Origin of the sequence: Nocardioides sp. Leaf374 (assembly GCF_916862475.1) — a bacterium.
GTDB lineage: Bacteria > Actinomycetota > Actinomycetes > Propionibacteriales > Nocardioidaceae > Nocardioides > Nocardioides kribbensis.
Window position 1 is genome coordinate 1 of record NZ_CAKASO010000001.1, and the last position, 26,264, is coordinate 26,264.

27 protein-coding genes and 1 other RNA gene are annotated in these 26,264 nt (G+C 74.7%); 20 read left to right on the top strand and 8 right to left on the bottom strand.

The genetic code is table 11. The annotated features are described in order from the left end of the window. Positions 1-232: 232 nt before the first annotated feature. Both LPA27_RS00005 and ssrA read left to right on the top strand, forming a co-directional pair. A complete protein-coding gene (locus tag LPA27_RS00005; protein WP_056863623.1) occupies positions 233-781 on the top strand; it encodes a hypothetical protein in 549 nt (182 codons plus the stop codon). A gap of 77 nt (positions 782-858) precedes the next feature. After that, positions 859-1,229: a transfer-messenger RNA gene (gene ssrA / locus LPA27_RS00010) on the top strand. Between the two features lie 105 nt (positions 1,230-1,334). Here the strand turns inward: ssrA and LPA27_RS00015 are convergent. Beyond that, on the bottom strand, positions 1,335-2,210 hold the full coding sequence (locus LPA27_RS00015) for an AraC family transcriptional regulator (protein ID WP_228941059.1): 876 nt from the start codon (positions 2,208-2,210) through the stop codon (positions 1,335-1,337). Positions 2,211-2,330: 120 nt separating this feature from the next. Between LPA27_RS00015 and LPA27_RS00020 the strand changes: the two genes are divergently transcribed. Further along, on the top strand, positions 2,331-3,431 hold the full coding sequence (locus LPA27_RS00020; RefSeq protein WP_228941060.1) for a DNA glycosylase AlkZ-like family protein: 1,101 nt from the start codon (positions 2,331-2,333) through the stop codon (positions 3,429-3,431). On the opposite strand, the gene LPA27_RS00025 is transcribed toward LPA27_RS00020, so the two are convergent. Next, positions 3,422-4,378 carry a TetR family transcriptional regulator gene (locus LPA27_RS00025; protein ID WP_228941061.1) on the bottom strand — a complete coding sequence of 319 codons (957 nt, stop codon included), beginning with the start codon at positions 4,376-4,378 and terminating at the stop codon, positions 3,422-3,424. The two genes, LPA27_RS00020 and LPA27_RS00025, sit on opposite strands and share 10 nt — an antisense overlap. 145 nt (positions 4,379-4,523) lie before the next feature. Here LPA27_RS00025 and LPA27_RS00030 point away from each other — a divergent pair, with 145 nt between their 5' ends. Then, the gene (locus LPA27_RS00030) at positions 4,524-5,483 is read left to right on the top strand and encodes a cyclase family protein (RefSeq protein WP_056863625.1); all 960 of its coding nucleotides are present in this window, start codon (positions 4,524-4,526) and stop codon (positions 5,481-5,483) included. 16 nt (positions 5,484-5,499) lie between these two features. Continuing rightward, positions 5,500-7,146: an AMP-binding protein gene (locus LPA27_RS00035; RefSeq protein WP_228941062.1), complete on the top strand. Its 1,647-nt coding sequence runs from the start codon at positions 5,500-5,502 to the stop codon at positions 7,144-7,146. 39 nt (positions 7,147-7,185) lie between these two features. Here LPA27_RS00035 and LPA27_RS00040 read toward each other — a convergent pair whose 3' ends face one another. Continuing rightward, a complete protein-coding gene (locus LPA27_RS00040; protein WP_228941063.1) occupies positions 7,186-8,433 on the bottom strand; it encodes an acyl-CoA dehydrogenase family protein in 1,248 nt (415 codons plus the stop codon). A gap of 112 nt (positions 8,434-8,545) precedes the next feature. Here LPA27_RS00040 and LPA27_RS00045 point away from each other — a divergent pair, with 112 nt between their 5' ends. The 4 genes from LPA27_RS00045 to LPA27_RS00060 are packed head-to-tail and all read left to right on the top strand — an operon-like array spanning position 8,546 to position 13,330. Next, the gene (locus LPA27_RS00045; RefSeq protein ID WP_228941064.1) at positions 8,546-9,277 is read left to right on the top strand and encodes an ATP-binding cassette domain-containing protein; all 732 of its coding nucleotides are present in this window, start codon (positions 8,546-8,548) and stop codon (positions 9,275-9,277) included. Then, entirely contained in the window at positions 9,274-10,092 is an 819-nt protein-coding gene (locus LPA27_RS00050; RefSeq protein WP_228941065.1) for an ABC transporter ATP-binding protein, read from the top strand. Before LPA27_RS00045 ends, LPA27_RS00050 begins: the two co-directional genes overlap by 4 nt. Continuing rightward, positions 10,089-11,609, top strand: a complete 1,521-nt coding sequence (locus LPA27_RS00055) for an ABC transporter substrate-binding protein (protein ID WP_228941066.1) — start codon at positions 10,089-10,091, stop codon at positions 11,607-11,609. The genes LPA27_RS00050 and LPA27_RS00055 overlap by 4 nt, the downstream gene beginning before the upstream one ends. Then, on the top strand, positions 11,606-13,330 hold the full coding sequence (locus LPA27_RS00060; RefSeq protein ID WP_228941067.1) for an ABC transporter permease subunit: 1,725 nt from the start codon (positions 11,606-11,608) through the stop codon (positions 13,328-13,330). The genes LPA27_RS00055 and LPA27_RS00060 overlap by 4 nt, the downstream gene beginning before the upstream one ends. Here the strand turns inward: LPA27_RS00060 and LPA27_RS00065 are convergent. Genes LPA27_RS00065 through LPA27_RS00075 form a run of 3 tightly spaced genes read right to left on the bottom strand, consistent with a single transcriptional unit; the run spans position 13,317 to position 14,946 of the window. Continuing rightward, the gene (locus LPA27_RS00065; RefSeq protein WP_228941068.1) at positions 13,317-14,222 is read right to left on the bottom strand and encodes a WXG100 family type VII secretion target; all 906 of its coding nucleotides are present in this window, start codon (positions 14,220-14,222) and stop codon (positions 13,317-13,319) included. The genes LPA27_RS00060 and LPA27_RS00065 overlap by 14 nt on opposite strands. Next, positions 14,222-14,527: a type VII secretion target gene (locus tag LPA27_RS00070; protein ID WP_228941069.1), complete on the bottom strand. Its 306-nt coding sequence runs from the start codon at positions 14,525-14,527 to the stop codon at positions 14,222-14,224. The genes LPA27_RS00065 and LPA27_RS00070 overlap by 1 nt, the downstream gene beginning before the upstream one ends. Then, complete coding sequence (locus tag LPA27_RS00075) at positions 14,524-14,946, bottom strand: YbaB/EbfC family nucleoid-associated protein (RefSeq protein WP_082502733.1); 423 nt, start codon at positions 14,944-14,946, stop codon at positions 14,524-14,526. Before LPA27_RS00075 ends, LPA27_RS00070 begins: the two co-directional genes overlap by 4 nt. A gap of 166 nt (positions 14,947-15,112) precedes the next feature. Between LPA27_RS00075 and LPA27_RS00080 the strand changes: the two genes are divergently transcribed. From LPA27_RS00080 to LPA27_RS00105, 6 genes are all read left to right on the top strand, one after another. Continuing rightward, the gene (locus LPA27_RS00080; RefSeq protein ID WP_056863634.1) at positions 15,113-15,646 is read left to right on the top strand and encodes a hypothetical protein; all 534 of its coding nucleotides are present in this window, start codon (positions 15,113-15,115) and stop codon (positions 15,644-15,646) included. Positions 15,647-15,731: 85 nt separating this feature from the next. Then, the gene (locus LPA27_RS00085) at positions 15,732-16,922 is read left to right on the top strand and encodes a glycerophosphodiester phosphodiesterase (RefSeq protein ID WP_228941070.1); all 1,191 of its coding nucleotides are present in this window, start codon (positions 15,732-15,734) and stop codon (positions 16,920-16,922) included. Between the two features lie 88 nt (positions 16,923-17,010). Continuing rightward, complete coding sequence (locus LPA27_RS00090) at positions 17,011-18,414, top strand: M15 family metallopeptidase (RefSeq protein ID WP_228941071.1); 1,404 nt, start codon at positions 17,011-17,013, stop codon at positions 18,412-18,414. After that, the gene (locus LPA27_RS00095; RefSeq protein ID WP_056863637.1) at positions 18,411-18,827 is read left to right on the top strand and encodes an HIT family protein; all 417 of its coding nucleotides are present in this window, start codon (positions 18,411-18,413) and stop codon (positions 18,825-18,827) included. The genes LPA27_RS00090 and LPA27_RS00095 overlap by 4 nt, the downstream gene beginning before the upstream one ends. A gap of 90 nt (positions 18,828-18,917) precedes the next feature. Continuing rightward, positions 18,918-19,679 carry an SDR family NAD(P)-dependent oxidoreductase gene (locus LPA27_RS00100; protein WP_056863638.1) on the top strand — a complete coding sequence of 254 codons (762 nt, stop codon included), beginning with the start codon at positions 18,918-18,920 and terminating at the stop codon, positions 19,677-19,679. Positions 19,680-19,843: 164 nt separating this feature from the next. Further along, positions 19,844-20,884, top strand: coding sequence for a DUF3048 domain-containing protein (locus tag LPA27_RS00105; protein WP_056903539.1), 1,041 nt, complete (start codon positions 19,844-19,846; stop codon positions 20,882-20,884). Between the two features lie 30 nt (positions 20,885-20,914). Here the strand turns inward: LPA27_RS00105 and LPA27_RS00110 are convergent, their stop codons facing one another. Next, positions 20,915-21,619, bottom strand: coding sequence for a TetR/AcrR family transcriptional regulator (locus LPA27_RS00110; protein WP_056863640.1), 705 nt, complete (start codon positions 21,617-21,619; stop codon positions 20,915-20,917). A 166-nt stretch (positions 21,620-21,785) separates the two neighbouring features. On the opposite strand from LPA27_RS00110, the gene LPA27_RS00115 reads away from it, so the two are divergent. From LPA27_RS00115 to LPA27_RS00135, 5 genes are all read left to right on the top strand, one after another. Further along, positions 21,786-22,322, top strand: a complete 537-nt coding sequence (locus LPA27_RS00115) for a hypothetical protein (RefSeq protein WP_228941072.1) — start codon at positions 21,786-21,788, stop codon at positions 22,320-22,322. A gap of 33 nt (positions 22,323-22,355) precedes the next feature. Continuing rightward, a complete protein-coding gene (locus tag LPA27_RS00120; RefSeq protein ID WP_056903540.1) occupies positions 22,356-22,910 on the top strand; it encodes a YqgE/AlgH family protein in 555 nt (184 codons plus the stop codon). Positions 22,911-22,935: 25 nt separating this feature from the next. Beyond that, positions 22,936-23,205, top strand: coding sequence for a DUF3039 domain-containing protein (locus tag LPA27_RS00125; RefSeq protein ID WP_056863643.1), 270 nt, complete (start codon positions 22,936-22,938; stop codon positions 23,203-23,205). Between the two features lie 110 nt (positions 23,206-23,315). Then, complete coding sequence (locus LPA27_RS00130) at positions 23,316-25,013, top strand: DEAD/DEAH box helicase (protein ID WP_228941183.1); 1,698 nt, start codon at positions 23,316-23,318, stop codon at positions 25,011-25,013. A 37-nt stretch (positions 25,014-25,050) separates the two neighbouring features. After that, complete coding sequence (locus tag LPA27_RS00135; RefSeq protein WP_228941073.1) at positions 25,051-25,713, top strand: IclR family transcriptional regulator; 663 nt, start codon at positions 25,051-25,053, stop codon at positions 25,711-25,713. Here the strand turns inward: LPA27_RS00135 and LPA27_RS00140 are convergent. Then, positions 25,710-26,198: an Lrp/AsnC family transcriptional regulator gene (locus LPA27_RS00140; RefSeq protein ID WP_228941074.1), complete on the bottom strand. Its 489-nt coding sequence runs from the start codon at positions 26,196-26,198 to the stop codon at positions 25,710-25,712. The two genes, LPA27_RS00135 and LPA27_RS00140, sit on opposite strands and share 4 nt — an antisense overlap. Between the last annotated feature and the right edge of the window lie 66 nt (positions 26,199-26,264).

The window sequence follows — 26,264 nt, forward strand, 5'->3', positions numbered from 1 at the left end:
GAGACGGTCGCTGGCGCTCCCTCCTCAACCACCGTGCGGGGCCGTGGTTTCGAGACGGTCGCTGGCGCTCCCTCCTCAACCACCGTGCGGGGCCGTGGTTTCGAGACGGTCGCTGGCGCTCCCTCCTCCACCACCGGGGGCGCTGGGGCTCCCTCCTCCACCACCGGGGACAGCGGGTGGGACAGTGGGCGTGGGGCGTCGTACTGCGTCCTCACCCGATCCGAAGGACACCATGACCTCCCGCTCCGCCGTGCGCCGCACGCTCGCCCTCGTCCCCGCCGCCGTCATGGCGCTGTCGCTGACCGCCTGCGGCGGGTCCGACGACTCCGCCGAGCCGGAGGGCGACGCCAGCGCCTCCACCTCGGAGTCCTCCTCCGAGGACGCCTCGGAGCCCGCGGAGGACTCCGGCGACGACTCCGGCGCCGAGGCGACCGGCCAGGACTACGTCGACCTCATCACCGTGCTCTTCGAGCAGCAGGCCCCCGAGGGCGGCTACGACTCCGCGGAGGACTTCAACGCCCAGGCCGACTTTCCCGAGGGCGTGTCGGTCGGCCGCTTCGAGAAGACCGACCAGGAGGTCTGCATCCAGGACACCGACCCGGCGATCGCGCTGGTGTTCTCGGTCAACGACGCCCGGGTGGGCCTGCTCGAGGGCTCCTGCGACGACGGCGAGGAGCAGGCCGCGGTCGTCTCCAGCGGGGGCAACGAGACCGAGCTCGAGGGCGACGAGGACCTCGCGACCCCGGTGCGCGACTACCTGCTCGAGGGCACGGGCGGCTGAGTGGCCCCACGCCCGACGTCGCCGGGAACAACCGGCGGCGCGGGCGCGCTAGGATGGACGAGCACCACAACTCAAGAGGGGCTGATCGGTTTCGACTTGGGACGTTAGTCCCAGGGGAAGCGGGTCGAGGAGCCAGCGTCATCTCGTAAACGATCGCTGGAAACCAATAACTGCCAACGCTAAGCGCAGTTCCTTCGCTCTCGCCGCCTGAGCGGTGATCGAAGCGTCAGACCGGGCATCCGTCTCCGTCCCGGACCCTGGCGTCATCTAGGAGACTTGCTGCTCAACTCCTGTCAGGGGGGTTGATCGGGACTCAATCCTGACTGGGCCTGTCGGCGACGCGTCTGCGCGAGCGCCGGGGCCGAGAAAAGCGACATCGCAGACTGCACCCGGAGAAGACCTGGTTCGACGCTCGAGGACGCGGGTTCGATTCCCGCCAGCTCCACCACCTACCGGTCCGCAGCCTCACCGCGGTCCAGCCCTCTTGACGCAGAGCCCCCTCGGCACCGCCGAGGGGGCTCTGCTGCTTCTGCCACCGGGGTCCGACCAGCCCCTAGGCGGGCTCGACCGGCAGCCACAGGTCGCACGTCGCGGTGCCGGCCGCGGCGTCGTAGGCCTGCACCGCCACGATCTCGGGGCCGGGGCGCAGGCGCCACGGCTGGGAGGGGAACCACGAGGTGGCGGTGGCGGCCCACGTGTCCTGCAGCGCGGCGGGGTGCGGGCCCTCGGTGCGGAAGACCGCCCAGGTGCCGGCCGCCACCTCGAGGACGTCGAGGCCCGCCGGGGGAGCCGACGTGGTGGCGACGCCCTGGAGGTAGGTGAGCCCGGTGCCCTCGGCGCGGTCGGGGTCGAGGTCGTCGCTGACCGACAGCACGCCCCGCGGCTCGACGTCGTTGAGGCGCCTCAGGCCCTCCAAGGACCCTGCGGGGATGGAGGCGACGTGGTCGGCGATGGCCTGGTTGACCCCCTCGTGGACCAACGGCACGCGCGCGGCGTGGCCCACCAGGTGCAGGGCGGGCAGGGTGACGATGCGGGTGTCCATGGGGACGCTCCCTTCGACGCTCAGGTGGAACCTGAGCCGTGGTTGTGTGCGTGTGGGACCCCCGTGGCGTCGTACGTCGCCCGGACCGTCGCCGTGCACCGCGCGGAACGCCCGCCCGAAGGCCTCGGTCGAGCCGTAGCCGTGGCGGACCGCGATGGTGAGCAGGTCGTCGTCGGTGCCGACCAGGTCGGCCGCGGCCAGCGACATGCGTCGGCGCCGCACGTAGTCCGACAGGGGCATGCCCGCCAGCGACGCGAACATCCGGCGCAGGTGGTGCTCGCTGGTGCCGCCGCGGGCGGCGAGCGCGGCGACGTCGACGGCCAGCGAGGGGTCGTCGGCGAGCTGGGCCTCGACGGCGTCGACGGTGAGGTTGAGTACGGCGATCACGGGTCCCTCCTTCCGCTCACCAGCCTCGCTGGCCGGGCACCCCTCGCGCCCGATCATCGCGGACCGATCCGGTCGGCCCGGCCGTGGCCCCGGCCGCCGGTGGGGGCCTAGGGTCGCCGCATGGCGCAGGTGCACCGGCTCTCGCAGGAGCAGGCCCGGCGGATCACGCTGCGGGCCCAGCTGCTCGGTCGCCCGCGGCCCGACGACGTGCTCGCGACGCTGCGCCACCTGACCCGCCTCCAGCTCGATCCCACGGCGGTGGTCGCGCCGAGCGCCGACCTCGTGCTCTGGAGCCGGATCGGCGACGACTACGACCCCCGCGAGCTCGAGGACCTGCTGGCCCAGCAGCGGGTGGTCGACCTGCGTGGCTTCGCCGTGCCGGCCGAGGACGTCGCCCTGTGGCGCGCCGAGATGGCGGCCTGGCCCGGGCCGGGGGAGCTGCGGCCCTGGCAGGAGCGGCTCGCCGGGTGGGTCGAGGCCAACGACGAGAGCCGCCGTGAGGTGCTCGACCGGCTGCGCACCGACGGCCCGCTGCCGACGAGCGCGCTGACCACGCGGTTCGCGGTGCGGTGGACCTCGAGCGGGTGGAACGACGACCGCTCGCTGCGCCGCCTGCTCGACCTCCTGGTGCAGCGCGGCGAGGTCGCCGCGGCCGGTCGCGAGGGCAGGGAGGCGCTGTGGGACCTCGCCGAGCGCGTCTACCTCGACCAGGCGCCGGTGCCGCTGGAGCAGGCCTGGTCCGAGCGCGCGCGCCGCACCCTCGTCTCGCTGGGCCTCGACCGGCAGCGCTCGGGGGCCGCCGCCCTCGGCGCCCCGCCGGGGGAGCCGGCCGTGGTCGAGGGCCTGCGCGGTCGCTGGCGGGTCGACCCCGCCGCCCTGGCGCGCGCCGACGAGCCCCTGGCCGGGCGCACGGTGCTGCTCTCGCCGCTGGACGCGGTGGTCAAGGACCGCCGTCGCCTCACCGACCTCTTCGCCTTCGACTACGTGCTGGAGATGTACAAGCCGGCCGCCTCACGGCGCTGGGGCTACTGGGCGCTGCCGGTGCTCGACGGGGAGCGCCTCGTGGGGAAGGTCGACGCCACCGCCGACCGTCGTGGGGGAGTCCTGCACGTCGACGCCGTGCACGAGGACGTGCCCTTCGACGCCGACCTGCGAGGGCGGGTCGAGACGGAGGTCGAGCGCCTCGCGGCGTGGCTGGGGCTGGAGCCGGCTCAGCGCTGAGCCGCGCGCGAGGGGTTGTGGCGGACGAGTCCGAGGGCGAAGTCGACGTACTGCTCGGCGACCTGCTCGGCGGTGGCGGCGCCGTCGCGGCGGAACCACTGCGCCAGGGCCGTGCACATCGTGACGACCGCGCGGGCGGCCTCGTGGGGGCGGGTCGTGGCGAAGACGCCGGCGCGCACCCCGGCCTCGACCTCGACGTCGACCAGCGCCTGCTCGGCGCGGCGCAGGGCGGCCACCCGCTCGCGCGCGCCGGGCTCCAGGCTGCGCATCTCCGAGGCCCCGACGAAGGCCAGCTCGCGGCGGTGGGTGTGGTAGAGCGCGAGGCACTCCACGAGGTGGGTGAAGCGGCTGACGGGGTCGTGCCCCTCGGCCAGGGCAGCGGCGGTGCGGGCCTGGAGGTCGTGCATGGTGAGGTCGAGGAGCGCGACCAGCATCTCCTGCTTGCTGGCGTAGTAGTGGTACAGGCCGGGCACCGAGAGCCCGGCCCGCTCGGCGATCGTGCGCATGGTCGCGCCGTGGTAGCCGAACTCCAGGAAGGACGACAGCGCCCCCGCCAGCGCGGCGTCGAGCTCGAGCGGCGGCAGGTGGCGCCAGTCCTCGACCGAGGGCGCCGATCGCGGGGGCGCGGCGCCCGCCGGGCCGTCGCCGGTGGCGCCGAAGAGGTGGTCGACCGGCACCTCGAGGGCCTCGGCCAGGTGGGCGACACGCTCGCTGGAGACCCCGGTCTTGCCGTTCTCGATCGCGCTCAGCGTGGCCGAGCTGACACCGAGCACGTCGGCGAGCTGACGCAGCGTCAGGCCGCGGCGGTGCCGCAGCGCCCTCACGGCCAGGCCGAGGGCGGAGCGGTGGTCGGGGGTGGGGTCGGTGATCGCTGGCTCCTCTCGGGTCCGGACCGCGTGGCGGTCGGGCGCGGCGACGATCCTGACACAAGTCGCACGTTTCAGCATCCCTGAATTCCTCCGCCGCGCCGAGGCGCGTCGCCAGGGCCTGCTCGACCCTTGACAGCGGTCCAACGGTCTTGCACTGTGAGGCGCGTCATAGTGAAACCCGAGTGTGCGTTCGCTCGCTCGACCCGTGCGTCCAGGAGGACAGATGACCGACTCCACCGTGCCCCCGCTCGACGAGCTCCTCAAGGACTCGCCCACCAACTGGGGCAAGTGGGGTCCCGACGACGAGGTCGGCGGGCTGAACTACCTCGGCCCCGAGCAGGTCGTCGCGGCCGCCGGGCTGATCAGCTCGGGCAAGGTCTTCACCCTCCAGCGCCTCATCGGCGACCCGAAGGGCGACCCGGTGTGGCCCGGCCGCACCCCGGCCGAGCGCACCCAGATCCTCGACGAGTCGAACTGGGACGGCGACGACGGGCCCGCCTTCCCCGGCGGTCTGCACTACGCCGACGACAAGATCAACGCCTTCCTCCAGGGCTCCACGCAGTACGACGCCCTGGGCCACGTCTGGTACGGCGGGCAGCTCTGGAACGGCTACGACGCACGCACCACCATCGGCGGCCTCGACAAGGCCAGCATCCAGCCCATCGCCGAGCGGGGCGTGGTCGGTCGCGCGGTGCTGCTCGACATGGCCCGCTTCCGCGGCAAGGAGACGCTGGCCGCGGCCGAGACCTACACCCACGAGGACCTCCTCGCCTGCGCCGAGGCGCAGGGCGTCGAACTGCGCAAGCGCGACATCCTCATCATCCGCACCAACTACCTCCAGCTCTTCTTCGAGCTCGGCGACAAGTTCTACGAGGGCTTCTGCGAGCCGGGCCTGGTCTACAGCCCCGAGCTCGTGCAGTGGTTCGCCGACATGGAGATCCCCAACCTCGTCACCGACACCATCGCCAACGAGGTCACCTTCGACCCCAACAACGGCGTCGCCCTCGTGCTGCACAACGCCCTGATGCGCAACCTCGGCGTCACGCTCACCGAGATCGCCGACCTCGAGGCGCTCGCGGCCGACTGCGCCGAGGACGGCCGCTACGAGTTCTTCTACGCCGCCGCCCCGCTCAAGGTCGCCCGGGGCAGCGGTGCCCCGGTCAACCCGATCGTCGTCAAGTGAGGGGCGCGCGGACCCGATGAGCGTCTACGACGAGCGCCCGTGGCTCGGGCTCTATGCCGGCGAGCCCGCCGACCTCGAGCCCGAGCACACCGACGGCCTGGCCATGTTCCGCGCCGGTCTCGCCGCCGACCCGACCGGTGACGCCGTGCGGTACTTCGACGGCGTGCTGACCCGCGAGGAGCTCGACGCCCAGAGCGACGCGCTCGCCGTGGCGCTGCTCGACAGCGGCTTCGAGCGCGGCGACCGGCTCGCGGTCTACCTGCAGAACGTGCCGCAGTTCGTGGTGTGCCTGCTGGCGACCTGGAAGGCCGGCGGGGTCATGGTCTCGATCAACCCGATGAGCCGGGCCCGGGAGCTGACCTACCTGCTCCAGGACTCCGGGGCGCGGGTGCTCGTCGCGCTCGAGACGCTCTACGACGAGGTGGCGCGCGACGTCGTGCCGGGATCCTCGGTCGAGCTGGTGCTCACCACCAGCGAGCTCGACTACCAGACCCGTCACGACCCGCGGCTCTTCGCCGGTGTCACCCGCCAGCGCCACGCCGGCACCGACGACCTCGTGGAGTTCCTCGAGGCCCGCCGGGGCCAGCGGCCCCCGCCGGTGGAACTGGCGCCCGACGACGTGGCCTTCCTGACCTACACCTCGGGCACGACCGGGGTGCCGAAGGGGGCGATGAACACCCACCGCAACGTCGTCTTCACCGCGCGCGTCTACCGCGACCGGGCGCGCTTCGCCCGCGGCGGCTCGGTCTTCGGCATCGCCCCGCTCTTCCACATCACCGGGCTGATCGGCCACATCGCGATCAGCTTCGCCGCGCCCCTGCCGCTGGTGCTGGCCTACCGCTTCGAGCCGCAGGTCGTGCTCGACGCGCTGCTGGAGCACCGGCCGACGTACACGATCGGGGCGATCACGGCCTTCAACGCGCTCTTCAACTCCCCGGACTTCACCGAGGACCACTTCGCCTCCTTCACCTCGGTCTACTCCGGCGGCGCGGCCATCTCGCCGACCGCGGAGAGGGCCTTCAAGGCCCGCACCGGGCTCCAGGTGCACAACGCCTACGGCCTCACCGAGACCACCAGCCCGATGACGCTCACGCCCTTCGGCGCCCCCTCGCCGGTCGACCCGACCTCCGGGGCGCTCTCGGTCGGCGTGCCCGTGCCGAGCACGGTCGTGCGGATCGTGGGAGAGGACGGCGAGGACCTGCCGCTGGGCGAGGTCGGCGAGATCGTGGCCGACGGGCCCCAGGTCGTGGCCGGCTACTGGGGCAAGCCCGAGGAGACCGCGGCCAACCTGCCCGGCGGGGCGCTGCGGTCCGGCGACGTGGGGTTCATGGACCCCGAGGGCTGGATCTTCATCGTCGACCGCAAGAAGGACATGATCAACGCCTCCGGCTACAAGGTCTGGCCGCGCGAGGTCGAGGACGTCCTCGCCGAGCACGACGCCGTGCGCGAGGCCGCCGTCGTCGGGGTGCCCGACGAGGTGCGGGGCGAGACCGTCAAGGCCTTCGTCAGCCTCAAGGCCGGCGCGAGCGCCACCCCCGAGGAGCTCATCGCGCACTGCAAGGAGCGCATGGCGGCCTACAAGTACCCCCGCCAGGTCGTCGTCATCGACGAGCTGCCCAAGACCGTCACCGGCAAGATCCTGCGCCGCGAGCTGCGGGGCTAGCCGGCGTCGGCCGGCCCCGCCGCCGGCCCCGCAGCCGGCTCAGACCCGGGTGGAGCCCGGCGGCAGGACGGGCTCGCGGCCCAGCTCGGCCTTGGCGATCGAGCGCAGGTGGACCTCGTCGGGACCGTCGAAGAGGCGCATGGCGCGGTGCCAGCCGTACATCGCGGCGAGCGGCGTGACGTCGGTGACGCCGGCCCCGCCGTGCACCTGGATGGCCCGGTCGATGACGGCGGTGGCGGCGCGGGGCACCGCGACCTTGGCCATCGCGACCAGGGAGGCGGCCGCCTTGTTGCCCTGGGTGTCGATGACGTGGCAGGCGCGGTGGCACAGCAGGCGGGCCTGGTCGATCTCCAGGCGCGACTCGGCGATCTGCTGACGCACCACGCCCTGGTCGGCCAGCGGCGAGCCGAAGGCGACGCGCTGCTGGGCGCGGGCGACGAGCAGCGCCAGCGCGCGCTCGGCGGCACCGAGGGCGCGCATGCAGTGGTGGATCCGGCCGGGGCCGAGCCGGGCCTGGGCGGCGGCGAAGCCGCCCCCCTCCTCGCCCACGACATTGGCGACCGGCACCCGGACGTCCTCGAAGGTGACGACGGCGTGGCCGTGCTGGTCGTGGTGCCCGAAGACGGGCAGGTCGCGCACCACGGTGACCCCGGCGGTCTCGCGCGGCACGATCACCATGGTCTGCTGGCGGTGCCGGACGGCCTCGGGGTCGGTCTTGCCCATGACCACGAAGAGTGCGCAGCGGGGGTCCATGGCCCCCGAGGTCCACCACTTGCGGCCGTTGACGACGTACTCGTCGCCGTCGCGCTCGATGCGGGTGGCGATGTTGGTGGCGTCGCTGCTGGCGACGTCGGGCTCGGTCATCGCGAAGGCCGAGCGGATCTCGCCGTCGAGCAGCGGGCGCAGCCAGCGCTCCTGCTGGGCCTCGGTGCCGAGCAGGTGCAGCAGCTCCATGTTGCCGGTGTCGGGCGCCTGGCAGTTGATGGCCTCGGGGCCGAGGTCGTTGCTCCAGCCGGACAGCTCCGCGATCGGGGCGTACTCCAGCTGGGTGAGCCCGGACTCGTGGGGGAGGAAGAGGTTCCACAGCCCCTGCTCGCGGGCGGTGCGCTTGAGGTCCTCGATGACCGCCGGCACGCGGTGGTCGTCGGGGCCGCCGGCGAAGGCCTGCTCGGCGTAGGTGGTCTCGGCGGGCAGCACGTGGTCGCGCATGAACGCGACCATCCGGTCGTGCAGCTCGACGGCGCGGGCCGAGGGGGCGGGCAGGACGAGATCGGGGTGATCGGACACGAGGCTCCTGAACGTGGGCCGAGCGATCGCTCGGGGCTGCTTCACCATGCCACCCGCCCCGGGGTGGCGCAAGGCCCGATGTGACGGGCGGGGGAGTGGTCTGGCAGGCTTAATGAGAACGATAATCATTGCGCCTGCTGGCGCCGAGGGGCCGGGGGGCGACGTGCTGGAGCTGGAGGGACTCGACGTGCGCGTCGCGACGCGCAGGCTCGTGGCGGGCGTCGACCTCGCCGTGGCGGCGGGGGAGCGGGTCGCGCTGGTCGGCCCGTCGGGCTCCGGCAAGAGCCTCACCGCGGCCGCCGTGCTCGGCACCCTCGGCCCCGCGTACGCCGCCTCCGGGCGGCTGGTGCTCGAGGGCCGCCCGGTCGACCTGCGCCGCCGCCTCGGCCGCACCCGCCGCGAGCGCGCGGGCCTGGCCGCGGTGCACCAGGCCTCGGCGACCGCGCTCAACCCGCTGGTGCGCGTCGGGGTGCAGCTCGTCGAGGCCGCCCGGGCCCGCCGCGGCCTCACCCGCGGGGCCGCAAGGGACCTCGTGCTCGACCTGATGGGCCAGGCCGACCTGGCCGACCCCGCGGCGCTGCTCGGGCGCCACCCCGCCGCGCTCTCCGGCGGGCAGCTCCAGCGGGTCTGCACCGTGCTCGCGCTGGTCTGCGCCCCCCGGCTGCTGGTGGCCGACGAGCCCACCACCGCCCTCGACGCGGTGGCCCGGGCCCGCGTCGTCGACCTGCTCGAGCGCCACTGCGAGGGCAGCGGCGCCGCCCTGCTGCTGGTCACCCACGACCGCGAGGTCGCCGCGCGGCTCTGCTCGCGCTCGGTGGCCCTGGCCGAGGGGCGCGTGGCGTGAGCGGCCTGGAGCTGCGCGGGGTCACCCACCACCACCCGGGCCACCACCGCGGCGCGAGCACGCCGGCGCTCGACGACGTCACCCTCCGGCTCGCTCCGGGGGAGCGGGTGGGCCTGGTCGGTCGCTCCGGCGCGGGCAAGACCACCCTGCTCCAGGTCGCGCTGGCGCTGCTGGCCCCCGGACGCGGCGAGGTCGCCCTCGACGGTCGCGCCGTGCGACCGGGGTCGGTGCGTTCGCTGCGGTGGTACCGCCGCGCGGTGCAGTACGTGCCCCAGCACCCGGCCGCCTCCCTCGACCCCCGCCACCGCGTGGAGCGCCTGGTCGCCGAGCCGGCGCGCCGCTTGGGCGTGCCCGGCGACCCGGTGGGCACCGCCCGGGCCGCCCTGGCCCGCGTCGGCCTCGACGAGGAGCTCTGGCACCGACGCCCCGGCGAGCTCAGCGGCGGCCAGGCCCAGCGGGTCGCCGTGGCCCGCGCCCTGGCCTGCGGGGCACGCCTGCTGCTGGCCGACGAGCCGGTCAGCGGCCTCGACCACGGCCTGCGCGACCACGTGCTCGACGTGATCGCCGGCCTCGACGGGATCGGGCTGCTGCTGGTCTGCCACGACCTCGAGGCCGTCGAGCGGACCTGCGAGCGCGTCGTCGTGCTCGACGCCGGCCGCGTCGTCGAGGAGGGCCCCACCACGCACCTCCTCGCCCGGCCCACCCACCCCGCCACCCGCGCCCTCGTCGGCGCCCGCGACCTGTCCTCACCCACCACCCGAGAAGCCACCCGAGAAGCCACCCGAGAAGCCACCCGAGAAGAGAGCCCCGCATGATCCGCACGCCCCGTCCCTCCCACCTCGTCGCCGCAGCGGTGCTGCTGGCCTCCGTCACCGCCTGCGGTGGAGCCCCGGGCGCCCAGGACGCCGGGGGCGGCGGGGGCGGCGACGACCGGATCCGCCTGGCCATGCTGCAGCCGCCGCGCTCGGGGCTGAGCCCGCTGTCCGACGACGCCTTCAAGCTCTCGCGCTGGAGCACCGCCGAGACGCTGGTGACCCTCGACGACGAGGGCGGCGCCCTCCCGGGCCTGGCCACCTCCTGGGAGCAGGCCGACGACCTGACCTGGCGCTTCGCGGTGCGCGACGGGGTCACCTTCCACGACGGCACGGAGCTGACCGCCGAGCAGGCGGCCGCCTCGCTCACCGCCGCGGCCGAGGCCAGCCCGCCGCCGCGGATCCTCGACGGGGTCACCCTCACCGCCGAGGCCGACGGCGACACCCTGGTGGTGACCACCGGCGAGCCCGACCCGCTGGTGCCGCAGCGGCTGTCGAGCCCGCAGCTGGCGGTGCTGGCGGCCTCGGCGTACGCCCCGGACGGGACGGTGTCGCCCGTGGGCACCGGCACCGGGCCCTACGAGCTGACCGAGGTGGCCGGCACGGCGGGCGCGACGCTGGAGCGCTTCGAGGACTACTGGGGCGAGCCGGCGCAGGCCGCGGGCCTCGACGTCTCCTACGTGCCCGACGGCACCGCGCGCGCCGCGGCGCTGCGCACCGGGGAGGCCGACGTGGTGGAGGCCGTGCCGGTGGGCCAGCTGCCGCAGATCGACCCCGCGCTCATCCACGAGGTGCCGATGCCGCGCACCAACACGCTCTACCTCAACACCTCCGAGGGCCCCTTCGCCGACCCGGCCGTGCGGGCCGCGGCCCGCACGGCCATCGACCGGGCCCGGCTCGTCGCCGACGTCTACGAGGGCCGCGCCGACGAGGCCGAGGGTCTGCTCGGCCCCGCGATCCCGTGGGCCGCCGACCTGCGCGACGACGCCTACGCCGCGCTGCTGGGCGAGCGGCCCGAGCCGGCGCCGGTCGACGGGGTGGAGATCAGCCTCGGCACCTTCACCGACCGCGCCGAGCTGCCCGAGGTGGCCGTGCTGCTCGAGCAGGAGCTGGAGGCGGTGGGCTTCGAGGTCGAGCAGGACGTGCGGGAGTACCAGTTCATCGAGGCCGACGCCCTCGACGGCGCCTTCGACGCCTTCATCCTCTCCCGTGCCACCGTGCTCGACTCGGGCGACCCGGTGGCCTACCTCTACAGCGACTTCGCCTGCGAGGGCTCCTTCAACATCGCCCAGCTCTGCGACGAGGACGTCGACGCCGCCCTCGAGGAGGCCGCGGCGCTGCCGGTCGGCCCCGCGCGGCAGGCCGCCACGATGGCCGTCGAAGCCCTGGTGCTCGGCGCCGACGCCGTCGTGCCGCTGCTGCACGAGCGAGTGGTCCAGGGCGAGTCGGAGCGCGTCGAGGACGCCCTGCGCGACCCCCGCGAGCGCGCCCTGGTGGACGCCTCGACCTCCGTCGGATGACGCGCGCGGCGGCCCTGGTCACCGCCTCGCGCCTGGGCGCCGGGCTGGGCGTGCTCGTGCTCGTGGGTGTGCTGCCCTGGCTCTCGGGACGCTCGGCGGAGTACACCGTCCTGCGCGCCAGGTACGCCGAGCTCGAGGCGACGCCCGCGGCGCTGGCCGCGGTGCGCGCCGAGCTCGGCCTCGACCGTGGACCGCTCGCGGTGCTGGGCGACTGGGTGGCGGGCCTGGCGCGCGGCGACCTCGGCACGTCGTGGATCTCCGGGCGCCCGGTCGGCCCCGGGCTGCTGTCGGCGGCCGGCGTCTCGCTGACGCTCATGCTCGCCGCGCTCGTGGTGGCGCTGGTCGTCGCGGCCGTCGTGGCGGTGCCCGCGCTGGTCGGCGGGCTGCGCGGCGACCGCGGGGCGGGCCCCGGCGTCGGCGCGGTGGCGCTCACCGCGCTCCCGGAGTTCGTGCTCAGCGCCGTGCTGCTGCTGGTGGGCGCGGTGTGGCTGGGCTGGCTGCCGCCCTACGGCTGGCAGGGCCCCGAGCACCTCGTGCTGCCGGCGCTCGCGCTGGGGCTGCCCGGCGGGGGACTGGTCGGCCGCCTGCTGGCCGACGCGGTGGGCGCGGTGGTGGGGGAGCCGTGGGTGCACACCTGGCTGCTGGTCGGGCGCTCCCGGGCCCGGCTGGCCCTCGCCGTGCTACGCCGTGCGCTGCCGTCGGTCGTGGGCCAGGTCGGCCTCGTCGTGGTCGGGCTGCTCGGTGGTGCGGTCGCGGTGGAGGAGGTCTTCGCCGTGCCGGGGCTGGGCCGGGCGGTGCTGGGCGCGGCCAGCGCGCAGGACGTGCCGGCGCTCCAGGCCGGCGTGCTGCTGCTGGTCGTCGTGGCCGTCGCGGTCGGCCTCGTCGTGGCGCTGCTGCGGCGCGCGCTGCTCGGACCGGCCCTGCGGCTGGCCAGCGTGCCGAGCGCCGCGCCCGCCCCGCGGGCCGGCCGGCGCGCCCTCGGCGTACCGCTCCTGGCCGGGGGGCTGCTGCTGGCGATGGTGCTCGCCGGGCTGCCGGGCGATCCCTACGCCTCGTCCCACGGGCGTCTCGAGGCGCCGCGGCCGGGGCTGTGGCTCGGCGCCGACGCCAGCGGACGCGACCTGCTCGCCCGCCTGGCCCACGGGGCGCTCACCACGGTCGGCACCGCCCTCGCCGTGGTGGCGGTGTGCCTCGTGGTGGGCCTCGTCGTCGGGCTGGCGCCCCGACTCTCGGCCGGCCCGGTCGAGGTCGCCAACGCCGCCCCGCCCGTCGTGGCCGGGCTGCTCGTGGCCGCCCTCGCCGGGCCGTCGACGCTCGGCGCGGCGGTCGCGGTGGCGGCCGTGGGCTGGGCGCCCCTGGCCGCGCACACCTCGGCCCTCGTGACCGAGGCCCGCGGCCGACCGCACGTCGCCGTGCTCCCCGTGCTGGGCGTCGGGCCCCTGCGACGCACCTGGTGCCACCTGCTGCCGGGGGCCGTCGGCCCCGTCGTGCGGCACGCCGCGCTGCGCGTGCCGGGGGTGACCCTGGCGCTGGCCTCGCTCGGCTTCCTCGGCCTCGGCCCGGGCCAGCCCTCGCCGGAGTGGGGCCTGCTGCTCGCCGAGGGCGCCGGCTACGCCGAACGGGCCTGGTGGGTCGTCGCCGCGCCCACCCTGGCCCTCGTGCTCGTCGCCGTGCTCGCGGTGTCCGTGGCCTCCGCGAGCCGGGGCCTCACTCGTCGCTGACGTACTTAGTGGACTCCGTCAGACCGTCGTAGGTGACCTTCGCGAGGGTCGGGATCCGGCTGCTGAGGCCGCCGCCCCCGGGTGACACCGAGCTCACCAGTCGGTCCATGTCGAACCCGGGCTCGACGACCGACAGCTGACCCCACCGCCCCAGCACCTCCGACACCTTGGCGCCGCCGTCGCCCATCGAGGCGATGAGGTCGTTCATGCGGGTGCCGAGCTGGCTGACGGTCGACACCAGGTCGTCGAGGAAGCGCCGGACCTTCGCGACCCACTCCACGACCGTGGAGGCCAGCTCCTGCAGGCCCTTGGGGAGGTACGGGGTGGTGAACTTCCAGATCGCCCCGAGGATCCAGCTGACCACCTCGACGATGGCGTCGCGCACGAGGGCGCGCACGCCGGCGACGATGCCGCCGGCGAGCTCGGTGGCGCCGCCCACCCCGCGGATCGCGGTGGCGAAGGCCTTGAGGATGTCCTCGAGCGCGTCCGCGGCGGCGGTGTAGGCGTCGACGGCGAGGCCCTCCCACCGACCGGCGTCGCGACGGACGGTGGCGAGGAAGTCGTCGGCGTTGCTGTCGAGGTGGTCGGCGACGTTCATCCACGTGGTGGCGAAGGAGCGGATCTCGTCGGGGTTGCCGGCGAGCTGGTCCAGCCACTCGGGGAAGGGGGCGACGTGCTCCATGATGAAGCCGCCGATCATGCCGACGACGGCGCCGAAGGGGTCGGTCATGTCGGCGAGCGTCTCGAGGCCGCCGAAGACGCCGTTGACCGCGCCCTCGACCCAGTCGCCCTCCGAGAGCGCCACCCCGCTGGCCGCCAGGCTCTCCACCGGCCCGGCGCCGGTGTACCACGCCGTCGAGTCGACCTCGGGGGCCACGAGCGGATCGGTCATCACTGCCCCTTGAAGACGTTGAAGAGGTCGTTCACGACGTCGTCGGTCCAGCCGAAGATGTCGGCCAGGCCGCGGACGGCGTCGGCGGTGCCGGACACGCCGGCGACCGCCGCCTTGGCCGAGTCGACGCCCACCGTCTGCACCGGCTCCAGCGCCTCGCCGATGAAGGCGCAGAGCAGGCCGAACGCGTCGCCGTGGATGGAGACGGCGCGGCCGGCGTCGACACCCTCGGTGGCGGTCTCCGCGATGTCGTCGAGGTGCGAGGCGTGGGCCCGCATCTCACCCAGGGTGACGTCGATGCTCATCGCAGCACCCCACTGCCCGCCGAGCCCCGCGGCCCGTCCTCCGGCGGGGTCGCGGCCTGGTCGAGCATCGAGCCGAAGTGCCGGTCCATCTCCGCGGCCGACTCGCTGCGCTCACCCAGCCAACGACCGGAGACCTCGCGCACCTGCTGCTGGGCCTGCGAGCAGGCCTCGGCGTTGGCCTGCAGGATGGCGGCGCGGATCTCCTCGGCGGGGCGCTGCGCGAGCTTCGCGGTGACGTGCAGGTCGACCAGCACGCCCGAGGCGCTGACGGTGACCTCGGCCCCGCCGTCGCGGGAGTGGCCCACCGACCTCACCTCGGCCAGCTCGCCGTTCATCCGCTGGGCCCGTCGCAAGTTGTCCTCTGCCTGGGCGGCGGCGCGCTCGATGCGGGCTCTCGCCTCGGATTCTCCGGTCAGCATGGCGGGTTCCTCTCGTCCGGCGTGGGGGTGGCGTCGACGCCACCGTGCCCCCGGGCGCACACCGCGAAACACCGCTGCCGAGCAGCGGCTAGGGTCGGGGAGCAGTCACGACCCGACCCTGCCGCCCCTCCCCGCCGTCGCGGGCGGTCACCCCCTCGGAGGCACCATGAGCGACCAGACGATGCGGCCCTCGATCCTGTGGCGGCTGCTGATGACCGCCGTCGCCGCGCTCGTCGTCGCGGGCTTCGGGTGGAACCTGCTGCGCGTGGTGCGGGGCACCATGGACTGGACCGCGCTGACCGTGGTGGTCGTGCCCCTGCTCGGACTCCTCTCGCTCGCGCTCCTGCTGGGCATCGGGATCGTGTGGACCTCGCGGGTCTGGATCGACCAGGCCACCGGGACCTTCCACCAACGGGCGCTGTGGCAGCGGCGCGAGGCTCCGCTCGCTCCGCCGACGACGGTGCGGATCCACCGCTTCGTGTCGTCGTCGGCGCCCGGCAACACCGGGCGCTGGTTCCTCGACGTACGGCGGCCGGGCCAGGCCGATATCGGCGTCTCCACCCCGTTCGTGCCCCGCATGGACGTGCTGGCCGCCCAGCTGCAGCCCGCCCTGGCCGCGCACCCGGAGCTCGCCGCCGACGACGAGACCCGCCTGTGCATCGAGCGACCCGAGGTGATCTACGCCCCCGGTGTGCGCTGAGGGTCCCGCGCTGGACCGCTGCGCGTCGCCCGCCGTTCACGGCCGCCTCCCCGACCGGCCACCGGCGTCGTCCTACGGTGCGCCCATGACCTCTCGGAAGACCTCCCCCCGCACCCTGCTGCCCGTCGCCGGACTCACCGCCCTGGCCCTCCTGGTCGGGCCCGGCCTCCTCGCCCCCGCCGAGGCCCGCCCCGCCGGCGGTGCCGGCGCGCTCGAGCAGGAGCGCGCCGCCCAGTCCGCTGCCGCCGAGCGGCCCGTCACCCAGCTGCGCACCCCGGTCGTCGTCGGCCACCGCGGCGCCTCGGGCTACCGCCCCGAGCACACGCTGGCCTCCTACCGCCTGGCCATCCAGCTCGGCGCCGACTACATCGAGCCCGACCTGGTCCCGACCAAGGACGGCGTGCTCGTGGCCCGCCACGAGAACGAGATCAGCGGCACCACCGACGTCGCCGAGCACCCCGAGTTCGCGGACCGCCGCACCACCAAGACCATCGACGGCCGCGAGGTCAGCGGGTGGTTCACCGAGGACTTCACGCTGCGCGAGCTGCGCACGCTGCGTGCCGTGGAGCGGCTGCCGCAGGTGCGCCCCGACAACACCCGCTACGACGGCCGCTTCCGGGTGCCGACCTTCACCGAGGTGCTGCGCCTGGCTCGCACGGCCTCCCGGGAGACCGGCCGCAGGATCGGCGTCGCGCCGGAGACCAAGCACCCCACGTACTTCGACTCCATCGGGCTGTCCCTGGAGGAGCCGATGCTGCGTGAGCTGAAGCGCTTCGGCCTGGACGAGAAGCGCAGCAAGGTGCTCATCCAGTCCTTCGAGACCACCAACCTCAAGCAGATCGACCGCCTCACCGAGGCGCCCGTCGAGCAGCTGGTCGACGCCACCGGCGCGCCCTACGACCTCGTCGCGGCCGGCAAGGACACGACGTACGCCGACCTCGTGACGCCGGCGGGGCTCGCGAAGGTGGCGCGCTACGCCGACTGGCTGGGCCCCAACAAGGACGTGGTGCTGCCGCGCGACGCCTCCGGGGCGCTGACCGGGCCCAGCGACGTCGTCGACGACGCCCACGCGGCGGGCCTGCGGGTCGTGGTGTTCACCGTGCGCGACGAGAACCAGTTCATGGCCACCGACTTCCGCACCGGCACCGACCCGGACGCCAAGGGCGACGTCTTCGCCGAGGTGCAGGCCTTCCTCGACGCCGGGGTCGACGGGGTCTTCGCCGACCACCCCGACTCCGCGGTCTACGCGCGCGACACCTGGGTCGCCGGGCGGTAGCCGGCGGCCGGGACCGGGGCGGGCCCCGCGCGTGCCTCGCCCGCGTGGGGGCTGCCCAACGGCGCGGGGGATCGGCACACTGAGCGCCATGCCGTCCCCCCTGCAGACCCCTCTGCGCCTGCTCGTCCTGCTCGTCTGCGCCGCCCTCGCGGGCGCGGCCCTGGCGGCCCTGCCCGCCACCGCGGCCCGGGCGCTGGGGCTGACCCTCGAGGCGCCCGCGCGCTACGCCGACACCGCCACGCCGCTCACGGCGACCCTGCGCGACGACGCCGGCGCCCCGGTCGCCGGGGCGGAGGTCGTCGTGGAGCGGCGCCGGGGAGGGGAGTGGGCCGAGGTCGCCCGCGCCCTGAGCGACGAGGCCGGCGCGGTGGTCGTCGACGTCGTGCTCGCCCGCGCGCCGAAGGACAACGTCGTCCGCGCGGTCTTCGCCGGCGACGCGACCCACCCGGCGGCCGAGGCCACCACGGTGCTGCCGCTGCGCAAGCGCGGCTCCGACCTGCGCCTGGGTGGACCCGGGAGGGTCGTCGACGAGCGGTCGGTGGACCTCGCGGTGCGGTGGACGACCGGCAGCGGCACGCCGGTGGCGGGGCGCGTCACGGTGCAGAGCAAGCCGCGAGGCGCGAAGGCGTGGAGCGGCCCGGTCCGGGTGCGCACCGACGACCAGGGCCGCGCCTCGCTGACGGTGCGCCCCCGCGTCGACACCGTCTACCGCGCCCTCGCCCCCGCCAAGGCCTGGCTCGAGCGCTCGGTCAGCGGCACGCACCTGGTCGACAACCGCCCGCCGGGCGCCCCGGTCGCGCTGCCCGCCGGCGCCCCGCGGCCCCGCATCTCCCTGCCCCGCCAGCCCCGCGCCACCGGCGAGGGCGCCCGCCCGGTCGTCACCGCCATCCCCGACGGGGTCTGGAAGCAGATGACCGGCCGCAGCTGGCACGCCGGCTGCCCCGTGGGCCGCTCCGGCCTGCGGCTGCTGCGCATCAACTACTGGGGCTTCGACGGCTACCGGTACCGCGGTGAGCTGGTGGCCGCCACCGGCGCCGTCGGCCAGATGGCGGGCGCGCTGGGCCAGATGTACCGCGAGCAGCTGCCGATCCGCGCGATGTACCGCGTGGACCGCTTCGGCTGGTCGAAGCGCCTCGGTGGCGCCGACGACTACGCCTCGATGGCCGCCGACAACACCTCGGCCTTCAACTGCCGCGACGTCGTCGGGCGCCCGGGCGTGCGCTCCCCGCACTCCTACGGCCGCTCCCTCGACGTCAACCCGTGGGAGAACCCCTACCGCTCCCAGCAGGGCACGGTGCCCAACACCTGGTGGCCCTCCCGCTCGCACCCGAGGGTGGCGTGGCGCTCCTCGGCCCACGCCGTGGTCAGCGCCATGCGGGCCCACGGCCTGCGCTGGACCTATGGCGTGCAGGACGCCCACCACTTCGACGCCAGCGCGGGCGCCGGCCGTGTCGTGCTCGACCCGCGCTGCGCCGGGGTCGTGTGCGAGTGAGCGGGGCCGGCTGCGTCTTCTGCGCGATCGTGGCGGGGGAGACCCCGGCCGACCTCGTGCTGGAGACCGACGACCTCGTCGCCTTCCTCGACCAGCGACCGGTCTTCCGCGGCCACGTGCTGCTGGTGCCGCGCACCCACGTCGTGACCCTGCCCGACCTGCCCGGCGAGCTGCGCGACCCGTTCCTGGCCGCGGCCCAGCGGCTGTGCACCGCGGTGGTCGAGGCGCTGGGCGCGCAGGGCAGCTGGGTCTCGGTCAACAACACCGTCAGCCAGTCGGTGCCCCACCTGCACCTGCACGTCGTGCCGCGCACCAAGGGCGACGGCCTGCGGGGCTTCTTCTGGCCGCGGCAGCGCTACGACGACGGCGAGCGTGCGTCGTACGCCGCGCGGCTGCGGTCGGCGCTGGACTGACGTCACCGCCCCCGGGCCGGTGACCTAGGGTGACCGGCGTCTCGACGTACACCACCGGCCGCGCCCGCGGCCACTGAGGAGGACAGCAGCATGGGTCGTTTCGACGGACGCGTGGCCGTGATCACCGGAGCCGCTCGCGGCATTGGGCTCGGCACCGCCCAGCGCTTCGCTCAGGAGGGGGCCGCGGTCGCGATCGTGGACCTCGACGAGTCCGCCGCCGCGGAGTCGGCGGCCACCCTGGGCACCCAGGCGGTCGGCATCGGCTGCGACGTCAGCGACAAGGCCTCGGTCGAGGCGGCCGTGGCCCGCGTGGTCGAGGAGCTCGGCGGCCTGCACATCCTGGTCAACAACGCCGGCGTGACCCGCGACAACCTGCTGTTCAAGATGACCGAGCTCGACTGGGACCTCGTCATGGGCGTGCACCTCAAGGGTGCCTTCCTGATGAGCCAGGCCGCGCAGAAGCACTTCGTGGAGCAGCGCTACGGCAAGATCGTCAACACCTCCAGCACCTCGGCGCTGGGCAACCGCGGCCAGGCCAACTACTCCGCGGCCAAGATGGGCCTGCAGGGCTTCACCAAGACCCTCGCCCTCGAGCTGGGCGCCTTCGGCGTCAACGTCAACGCGGTCGCGCCGGGCTTCATCGCCACCGACATGACCGACCAGACCGCGGCGCGGCTGAAGATGGACGTCGAGGAGTTCCGCCGCCTCAGCGGCGAGGCCAACCCCGTGAAGCGCGTCGGCCACCCCGAGGACATCGCCGCCGCGGTGACCTTCCTGGCCAGCGACGAGGCCTCCTACATCACCGGCCAGACCCTCTACGTCGACGGTGGGGCCACCATCTCCCGCGGCTGACCCCGCACCGCTCAGCCGACCGCCGTCGGTGCTGCGGCCCGCGCGCCTCCGTCCACGGAGCGCGTCCGGGTCGCACACTGGGGGCGGTCGCTGGTTTTGTCGATCGACTCAGTAGCCTTTCCGTTCCTTCCGTCCTCCCGACCTCCCACCGATCGGAGCCCGACGTGCTCATCCGTCCCGTCCCGACCCGCCGCCGCGCCGCGCGCGCCACCGCCCTGCTCGCCGCCGCCACCCTGGTGCTCGCCGGGTGCGGCGGGGGCGAGGAGTCCTCCGACGGCTCCGGGGGCGGCGCCGAGGCCCAGGACGTCGCCGCGGGGGAGCGGCTCGAGGCGACCTGGCCGCTGACCGGCCTGCCGGTGGGCAAGGGGGAGTCGGCGGCCCAGCGCCACCCCGTCATGGTGCTGAAGATGGACAACACCTCCTCCGCGGCCCCGCAGCTGGGCCTGGGCGAGGCCGACCTGGTGGTCGAGGAGCTGGTGGAGGGCGGGATGACCCGCCTGGCCGCCTTCTTCTACTCCGAGATCCCCGGCACGGTGGGTCCGGTGCGCTCGATGCGGGCCAGCGACATCGGGATCGTGGCCCCCGCCGACGCCGCCGTGGTGACCAGCGGTGCCGCCGCGGTCACCATCGGGCGGATCAAGCAGGCCGGGATCACCTTCTTCGCCGAGGGCTCCAAGGGGTTCTTCCGCGACTCCTCGCGCAGCGCGCCCTACAACCTCTTCACCGACCTCGCGGCGACCACGACGCTGACCGACGGCGCCGCGGAGCGGCCCAGCGACTACCTGCCCTGGGGCGAGGAGTCCGACCTGCCCGCGGGCCAGCCGGCGCGGTCGCTGGCCGCGAGCTTCTCCGGCAGCCACACCACGAGCTGGACGTACGCCGACGGCGGCTACACCAACACCGACACCTTCGCCGCGCAGGGCGACGAGTTCCCCGCCGACACCGTGCTCGTGCTGCGCGTGCCGGTCGGCGACGCGGGCTACCTCGACCCGGCCGGCAATCCCGTGCCCGAGACGACCCTCGAGGGCAAGGGCGAGGCGATGCTCTTCCACGGCGGCACGCTGGTGCGGGGCACCTGGACGAAGCCGGGACTCGACCAGCCCCTCGAGCTGTCGACGAGGGCGGGCGCGCTGAGCGTGCCGGCCGGACGCACCTGGATCGAGCTGGTGCCCACCGACGGCGGCTCGGTCACCTTCGCCAAGTAGCCCGGCCCGGGACCGCCGGTCCGGTCGGGGTCAGTCGGTGGTGGCGATCGGCCCCAGCGGGCCGGTCGGCAGCATCACGCCGGCGTCGGCGAGGGCCTGGAAGCCGGCGATCATGAAGCCGATCGCGGCCTCGACCCGGGCGGCGGCCGCGATCGGGTCGTCGGAGCCGGCCACGGACTCCCCGGCCGAGGCCATGGCGCCGAAGAAGATGCGGGAGAAGGTCTGCAGCATCTCGTCCTCGAGCTCCCACGGCCCGGCGCCCAGGACCGAGCGCATGATCTCCAGGACGTTGGCGTAGGTGGAGCGCTCCTCCTGCTCGCGGTAGCGCTCGTAGCCCAGCACGGCCGGGCCCTCCTGCACCACGATGCGGCGGTAGCCCGGCTCCTGGACCACCTCGAGGAACGTGCGCAGCCCGGCCCGGGCCTTCTCCCAGGGGTCCTTCTTGCCCCGCAGCACCTTCTGGATCGCACGCGCCGCGTCGGACTCCACCCGCTCGAAGACGGCCTCGAAGAGGGCCTGCTTGCCGCTGAAGTGGTGGTAGAGGGCGCCCTTGGTGACGTCGGCCCCGGCCACGATCGAGTCCAGCGAGGTGGAGGCGTAGCCGTGCTCGGTGAACATCTGCTCGGCCACGTCGACGAGGGCCCGCTTGGTCGACGCGGAGTACTGCTGGCGACGGCTGACGCCCGGCACCGCGGGCACCTTGGGGACCAGCTTGGAGACCGAGGACTTCGCCATGGGCCCACCCTATGTGGCCGCCGCCACGGGCCGGCCGCGCCGGGTGGGCGGGATCACGCCGGATCGGGGTCAGGTCACCCCTGTGGTGCTTGGATACCGCCGGTATGCCGACCTACCATCGGTACGTACTCACGGTACGTGAACCGTGAACGACCGAGGAGTGACCATGACCTGGAACAGCCACCGCAACCGCGGGGAGATCCTCCGCGCCGTGATCGCCGCCGCCGACGCCCGTGTCGACGGCCTGCTCCCGCTCGACGTCGAGGGCGCCACGAGCGCCTTCTACGACGAGCTCGACCTGCTCGGCGCCCTCCAGCTGCGCTGGCACACCCGCCTGTCGGGCCGCATCGAGCGCGAGCTGGTGCACCAGCCGATGGCGCTCGAGGACGCCGTCGTCGCCGCCTGGCGCGGCACGGCCGACGAGATGCCCGGGGTGCGCGCCGTGCTCGACCACTACCGCGCCGAGCCCCGCGACGAGGTGATGGCCGCCGCGCTGCGCAAGGCGTCGGCCAAGGAGCACCACCTGCTGGCCGTGATGGCCGGGCAGGCCGGCACCCACGCCACCGCCGCCGCGGCCCGCGCCGGGTCCCGCATCGAGGCGCGTGCGCGCGCCGGCTGGCAGCCGGGCGCGAGCCTCGAGCCCCCGGTGGCCCACCGGTCCGCCAGCCTGCTCGGGCGCCTGCGCGCCGCCCTCGCGGCCTGATCGCACCCACCGCCCCGGTGCCATGATTGCTCCATGAGCGAGGTCGGTGCGGGCATGCTGCTGGTGGCGGGGCCGGGCCTGCTCGACCCCCACTTCGCCGACACCGTCGTGCTGCTGCTCGACGCCGACGCCGAGGGCGCGGTCGGCGTCGTGCTCAACCGGCCCACCCCGGTGAGCGTCGAGCAGGTGCTGGAGGGCTGGGACCGCCTGGTCGTCGAGCCCGACGTGCTCTTCCAGGGCGGTCCGGTCTCCGCCGACGGGGCGATCGCGCTCGCGCTGCTGGGGCCGGGGGAGCCGCCCGCGGGCTTCCGCCCGGTCGTGGACCGGCTCGGGCTGGTCGACCTCGGCACGCCCGTGGAGCAGGTGGCCGACGCGCTGCTCGGCGTACGGGTCTTCGCGGGGTACGCCGGATGGGGCGCCGGACAGCTCGAGGGCGAGATCGCCGGGGGCGACTGGCTGGTGGTGCCCGGCACCGCCGACGACGTCTTCCGCGACGACGTCACCGACCTGCGCCGCGACGTCGTGCGGCGCCAGCCGGGGGAGCTGGCCTGGCACGCCACCCGGCCCGCCGACCCCGAGCTCAACTGAGGTCCGGCTCGCCTACACTGGGCGGGTGAGCTTCGGATTCGGAACCGGCACCGCGGTCGACGAGAAGGTCCGCGAGGACCAGCGCACCGTCCCGACCGACGACGGTGACCACGAGCGCTTCTCCCACTACGTCGAGAAGGACAAGCTGACCGAGGCGATGGTCATGGGCACCCCGGTCGTCGCCCTGTGCGGCAAGGTCTGGGTGCCGAGCCGCGCGCCGGAGAAGTACCCCGTGTGCCCCGAGTGCAAGGACGCCTGGGAGAACATGAAGGACGACGCGGGCGACGACGCGTGACGGGCGGCTCCGAGCCCGCACCCCACCTCGTCCCCGCGCTCAGCCCCGCCTTCCCGCAGCGCGCCGCCTGGGGCACGGCCCCGTCGCTGCGCGCCTGGCAGCAGGCGGCGATGGAGAAGTACTTCGACGGGCCCTCCCGCGACTTCCTCGCCGTGGCGACGCCCGGCGCGGGCAAGACGACCTTCGCGCTGTCGGTGGCCGCCGAGCTGCTGGGGCGCCGGATGATCGACCGCATCACCGTGGTCGCCCCCACCGAGCACCTCAAGCTCCAGTGGGCCGAGGCTGCCGCGCGGGCCGGCATCCCGCTCGACCCGGCCTACTCGGCCGGCAAGGGCCGCACGTCGGAGGACTACGTCGGCATCGCGGTCACCTACGCCGGCGTCGCGGTCAACCCGCTGGCCATGCGGATCCGCACCGAGCGCTTCAAGACGCTGGTGATCCTCGACGAGGTGCACCACGCCGGTGACGCGTTGTCGTGGGGCGAGGGCGTGCGCGAGGCCTTCGAGCCCGCCGCGCGCAGGCTGGCCCTCACCGGCACGCCCTTCCGCTCCGACGTCAACCCGATCCCGTTCGTCACCTACGCGCCGGGCGGCGACGGCATCCCGCGGTCGGTGGCCGACTACACCTACGGCTACGCCCACGCGCTGGCCGACCACGTCGTGCGCCCCGTGCTCTTCCTGGCCTACTCCGGGGAGATGACCTGGCGCACCCGCGCCGGCGACGAGGTGGCCGCACGCCTCGGGGAGCCGCTGACCAAGGACCTCACCAACCAGGCCCTGCGCACCGCGCTGGACCCCGGCGGCTCCTGGATCCCCTCGGTGCTGGCCGCCGCCGACAGCCGGCTGACCGAGGTGCGCCGTCACGTGCCCGACGCCGGCGGCCTGGTCATCGCCACCGACCAGGACTCCGCGCGCTCCTACGCCAAGACCCTGCGCCAGATCACCGGGCAGTCGGCCACCGTGGTCCTCTCCGACGAGAAGGCGGCCTCGAAGAAGATCACCGCCTTCGCCGAGGACGACTCGCGCTGGATGGTCGCGGTGCGCATGGTCTCCGAGGGCGTCGACGTGCCGCGCCTGGCCGTCGGGGTCTACGCCACGACCACCTCCACGCCGCTGTTCTTCGCCCAGGCCGTGGGCCGCTTCGTGCGCGCGCGCACCCGCGGCGAGGTGGCGTCGGTCTTCGTGCCGTCGGTGCCGCGCCTGCTCGGCTTCGCCTCGGAGATGGAGGTCGAGCGCGACCACGTGCTCGGGCGCACGGTCACCGACGAGGACGACATCTTCGCCGCCGAGAACGACCTGCTCGCCGAGGCGCAGCAGGGGGAGTCGGCCTCCGCGGAGGAGGACAAGCTGCCCTTCGAGGCGCTCGGCTCCGAGGCGCGCTTCGACCGGGTGCTCTACGACGGCGGCGAGTTCGGCCACGAGGGCGAGGTGCACGTCGGCTCGGAGGAGGAGATGGACTTCCTCGGCATCCCCGGCCTGCTCGAGCCCTCCCAGATGCGCGAGCTGCTCCAGCAGCGCCAGAGCGACCGGGCGCGCAAGCAGAAGGCGGCGGCGCCCCCGAGCGCGGCGCAGGCGCGTCCGGCCGACTCGGTGACCCAGGTCAGCACCCACGAGCAGCTGGCGGTGCTGCGGCGCGAGCTCAACGGGCTCGTGGCCGCGTGGCACCACCGCACCGGCCAGGCCCACGGGATCACCCACGCCGCGCTGCGCAAGGAGTGCGGCGGCCCGGCGGCGGCCATCGCCAACGCCGAGCAGCTGCGGGCCCGCATCGACCGCATCCGCGACTGGGCGGCGCGCAAGTCGGGCTGAGACCGACCCCGGGCGGGGACCGCCCTAGACTCGCCCCATGTCGGCCGAGACGTCCCAGACCCTGGACCGGGGCCTGCGCGTCCTCGACGTGCTGGCCGCCTCGGCGGGCGGGCTCACGGTCACCGAGCTCGCGGCGGCCCTCGAGGTCAACCGCACGGTCGTCTACCGGCTGGTCAGCACCCTGGAGCAGCACTCGATGGTCCGGCGCGACGCACGGGGCCGGCTCCACGTCGGGCTCGGCGTGCTCCACATCGCCTCGGCCGTCCACCCCGTGCTGCGCGACGTCGCCGGGCCGGTGCTGCGCACCCTGGCCGAGGCCGTGGGCCACACCGCCCACCTGACCGTGGCCGAGGGCAACGAGGCGCTCGCCGTCGCGGTGGTGGAGCCCTCGTGGACCGACTTCCACGTCTCCTACCGGGTCGGCACGCGCCACCCCCTCCTCCAGGGCGCGGCGGGCAAGGCGATCCTCGCCGGCCGGGCCCAGGGGCCGCGCCCGCCCTACGTCGTGACGCTCGGTGAGCTCCAGACCGGCGCCCAGGGCCTGGCCGCCCCCATCGACGTCGACGGCCTCGAGGGCAGCGTCGGCATCGTCAGCATGGGCGACGTCGACGAGCGCACGGTCGCCGAGCACGTCATGCGCGCCGCCCGGGAGGTCGCGGCCGCCCTCGCCCCCGCGCCCCCGCCGCCCGACGAGGTCTAGCCCGAGGGCCGGCCCGCCGCCAGGCGGGCGAGGGGCAGCACCCGGTGGGGCACCGGCGTGGCCAGGGCGATCGTGGTCGAGGACCGCAGGATCGCGGGGTGGGCCAGCGCCCGGTCGATGACGTGCTGCAGGTCGGCGTTGGAGCGGGCCACGACCCGCGCGAGCAGGTCGCCGGAGCCGGTGGTGGTGTGCACCTCGAGCACCTGGGGGATGCCGGCGAGGTGCTCGCCCACCACGTCGTGGGCGCCGCCGTCGGGGGAGAAGTCCTGACGGATCTCCAGGGTCAGGAACGCCGTGACCGGCCAGCCGAGCGCCTCGGGCGACAGGTCGGGGCCCCACCCGGTGACGACACCGCGGGCGGCGAGGCGGTCGAGCCTGGCCTGCACGGTGCCGCGGGCCACCCCGAGGCGTCGGGAGGCCTCCAGCACGCCGAGGCGGGGCTGCTCGGCGAAGAGCTCGAGCACCCTGCGGTCGAGATCGTCCACGTGCGCCTCCTCGACCGTGCAGGTTGTCCAGTGATCCGGAGAACTGTTGCACATCCTGACCGCCCC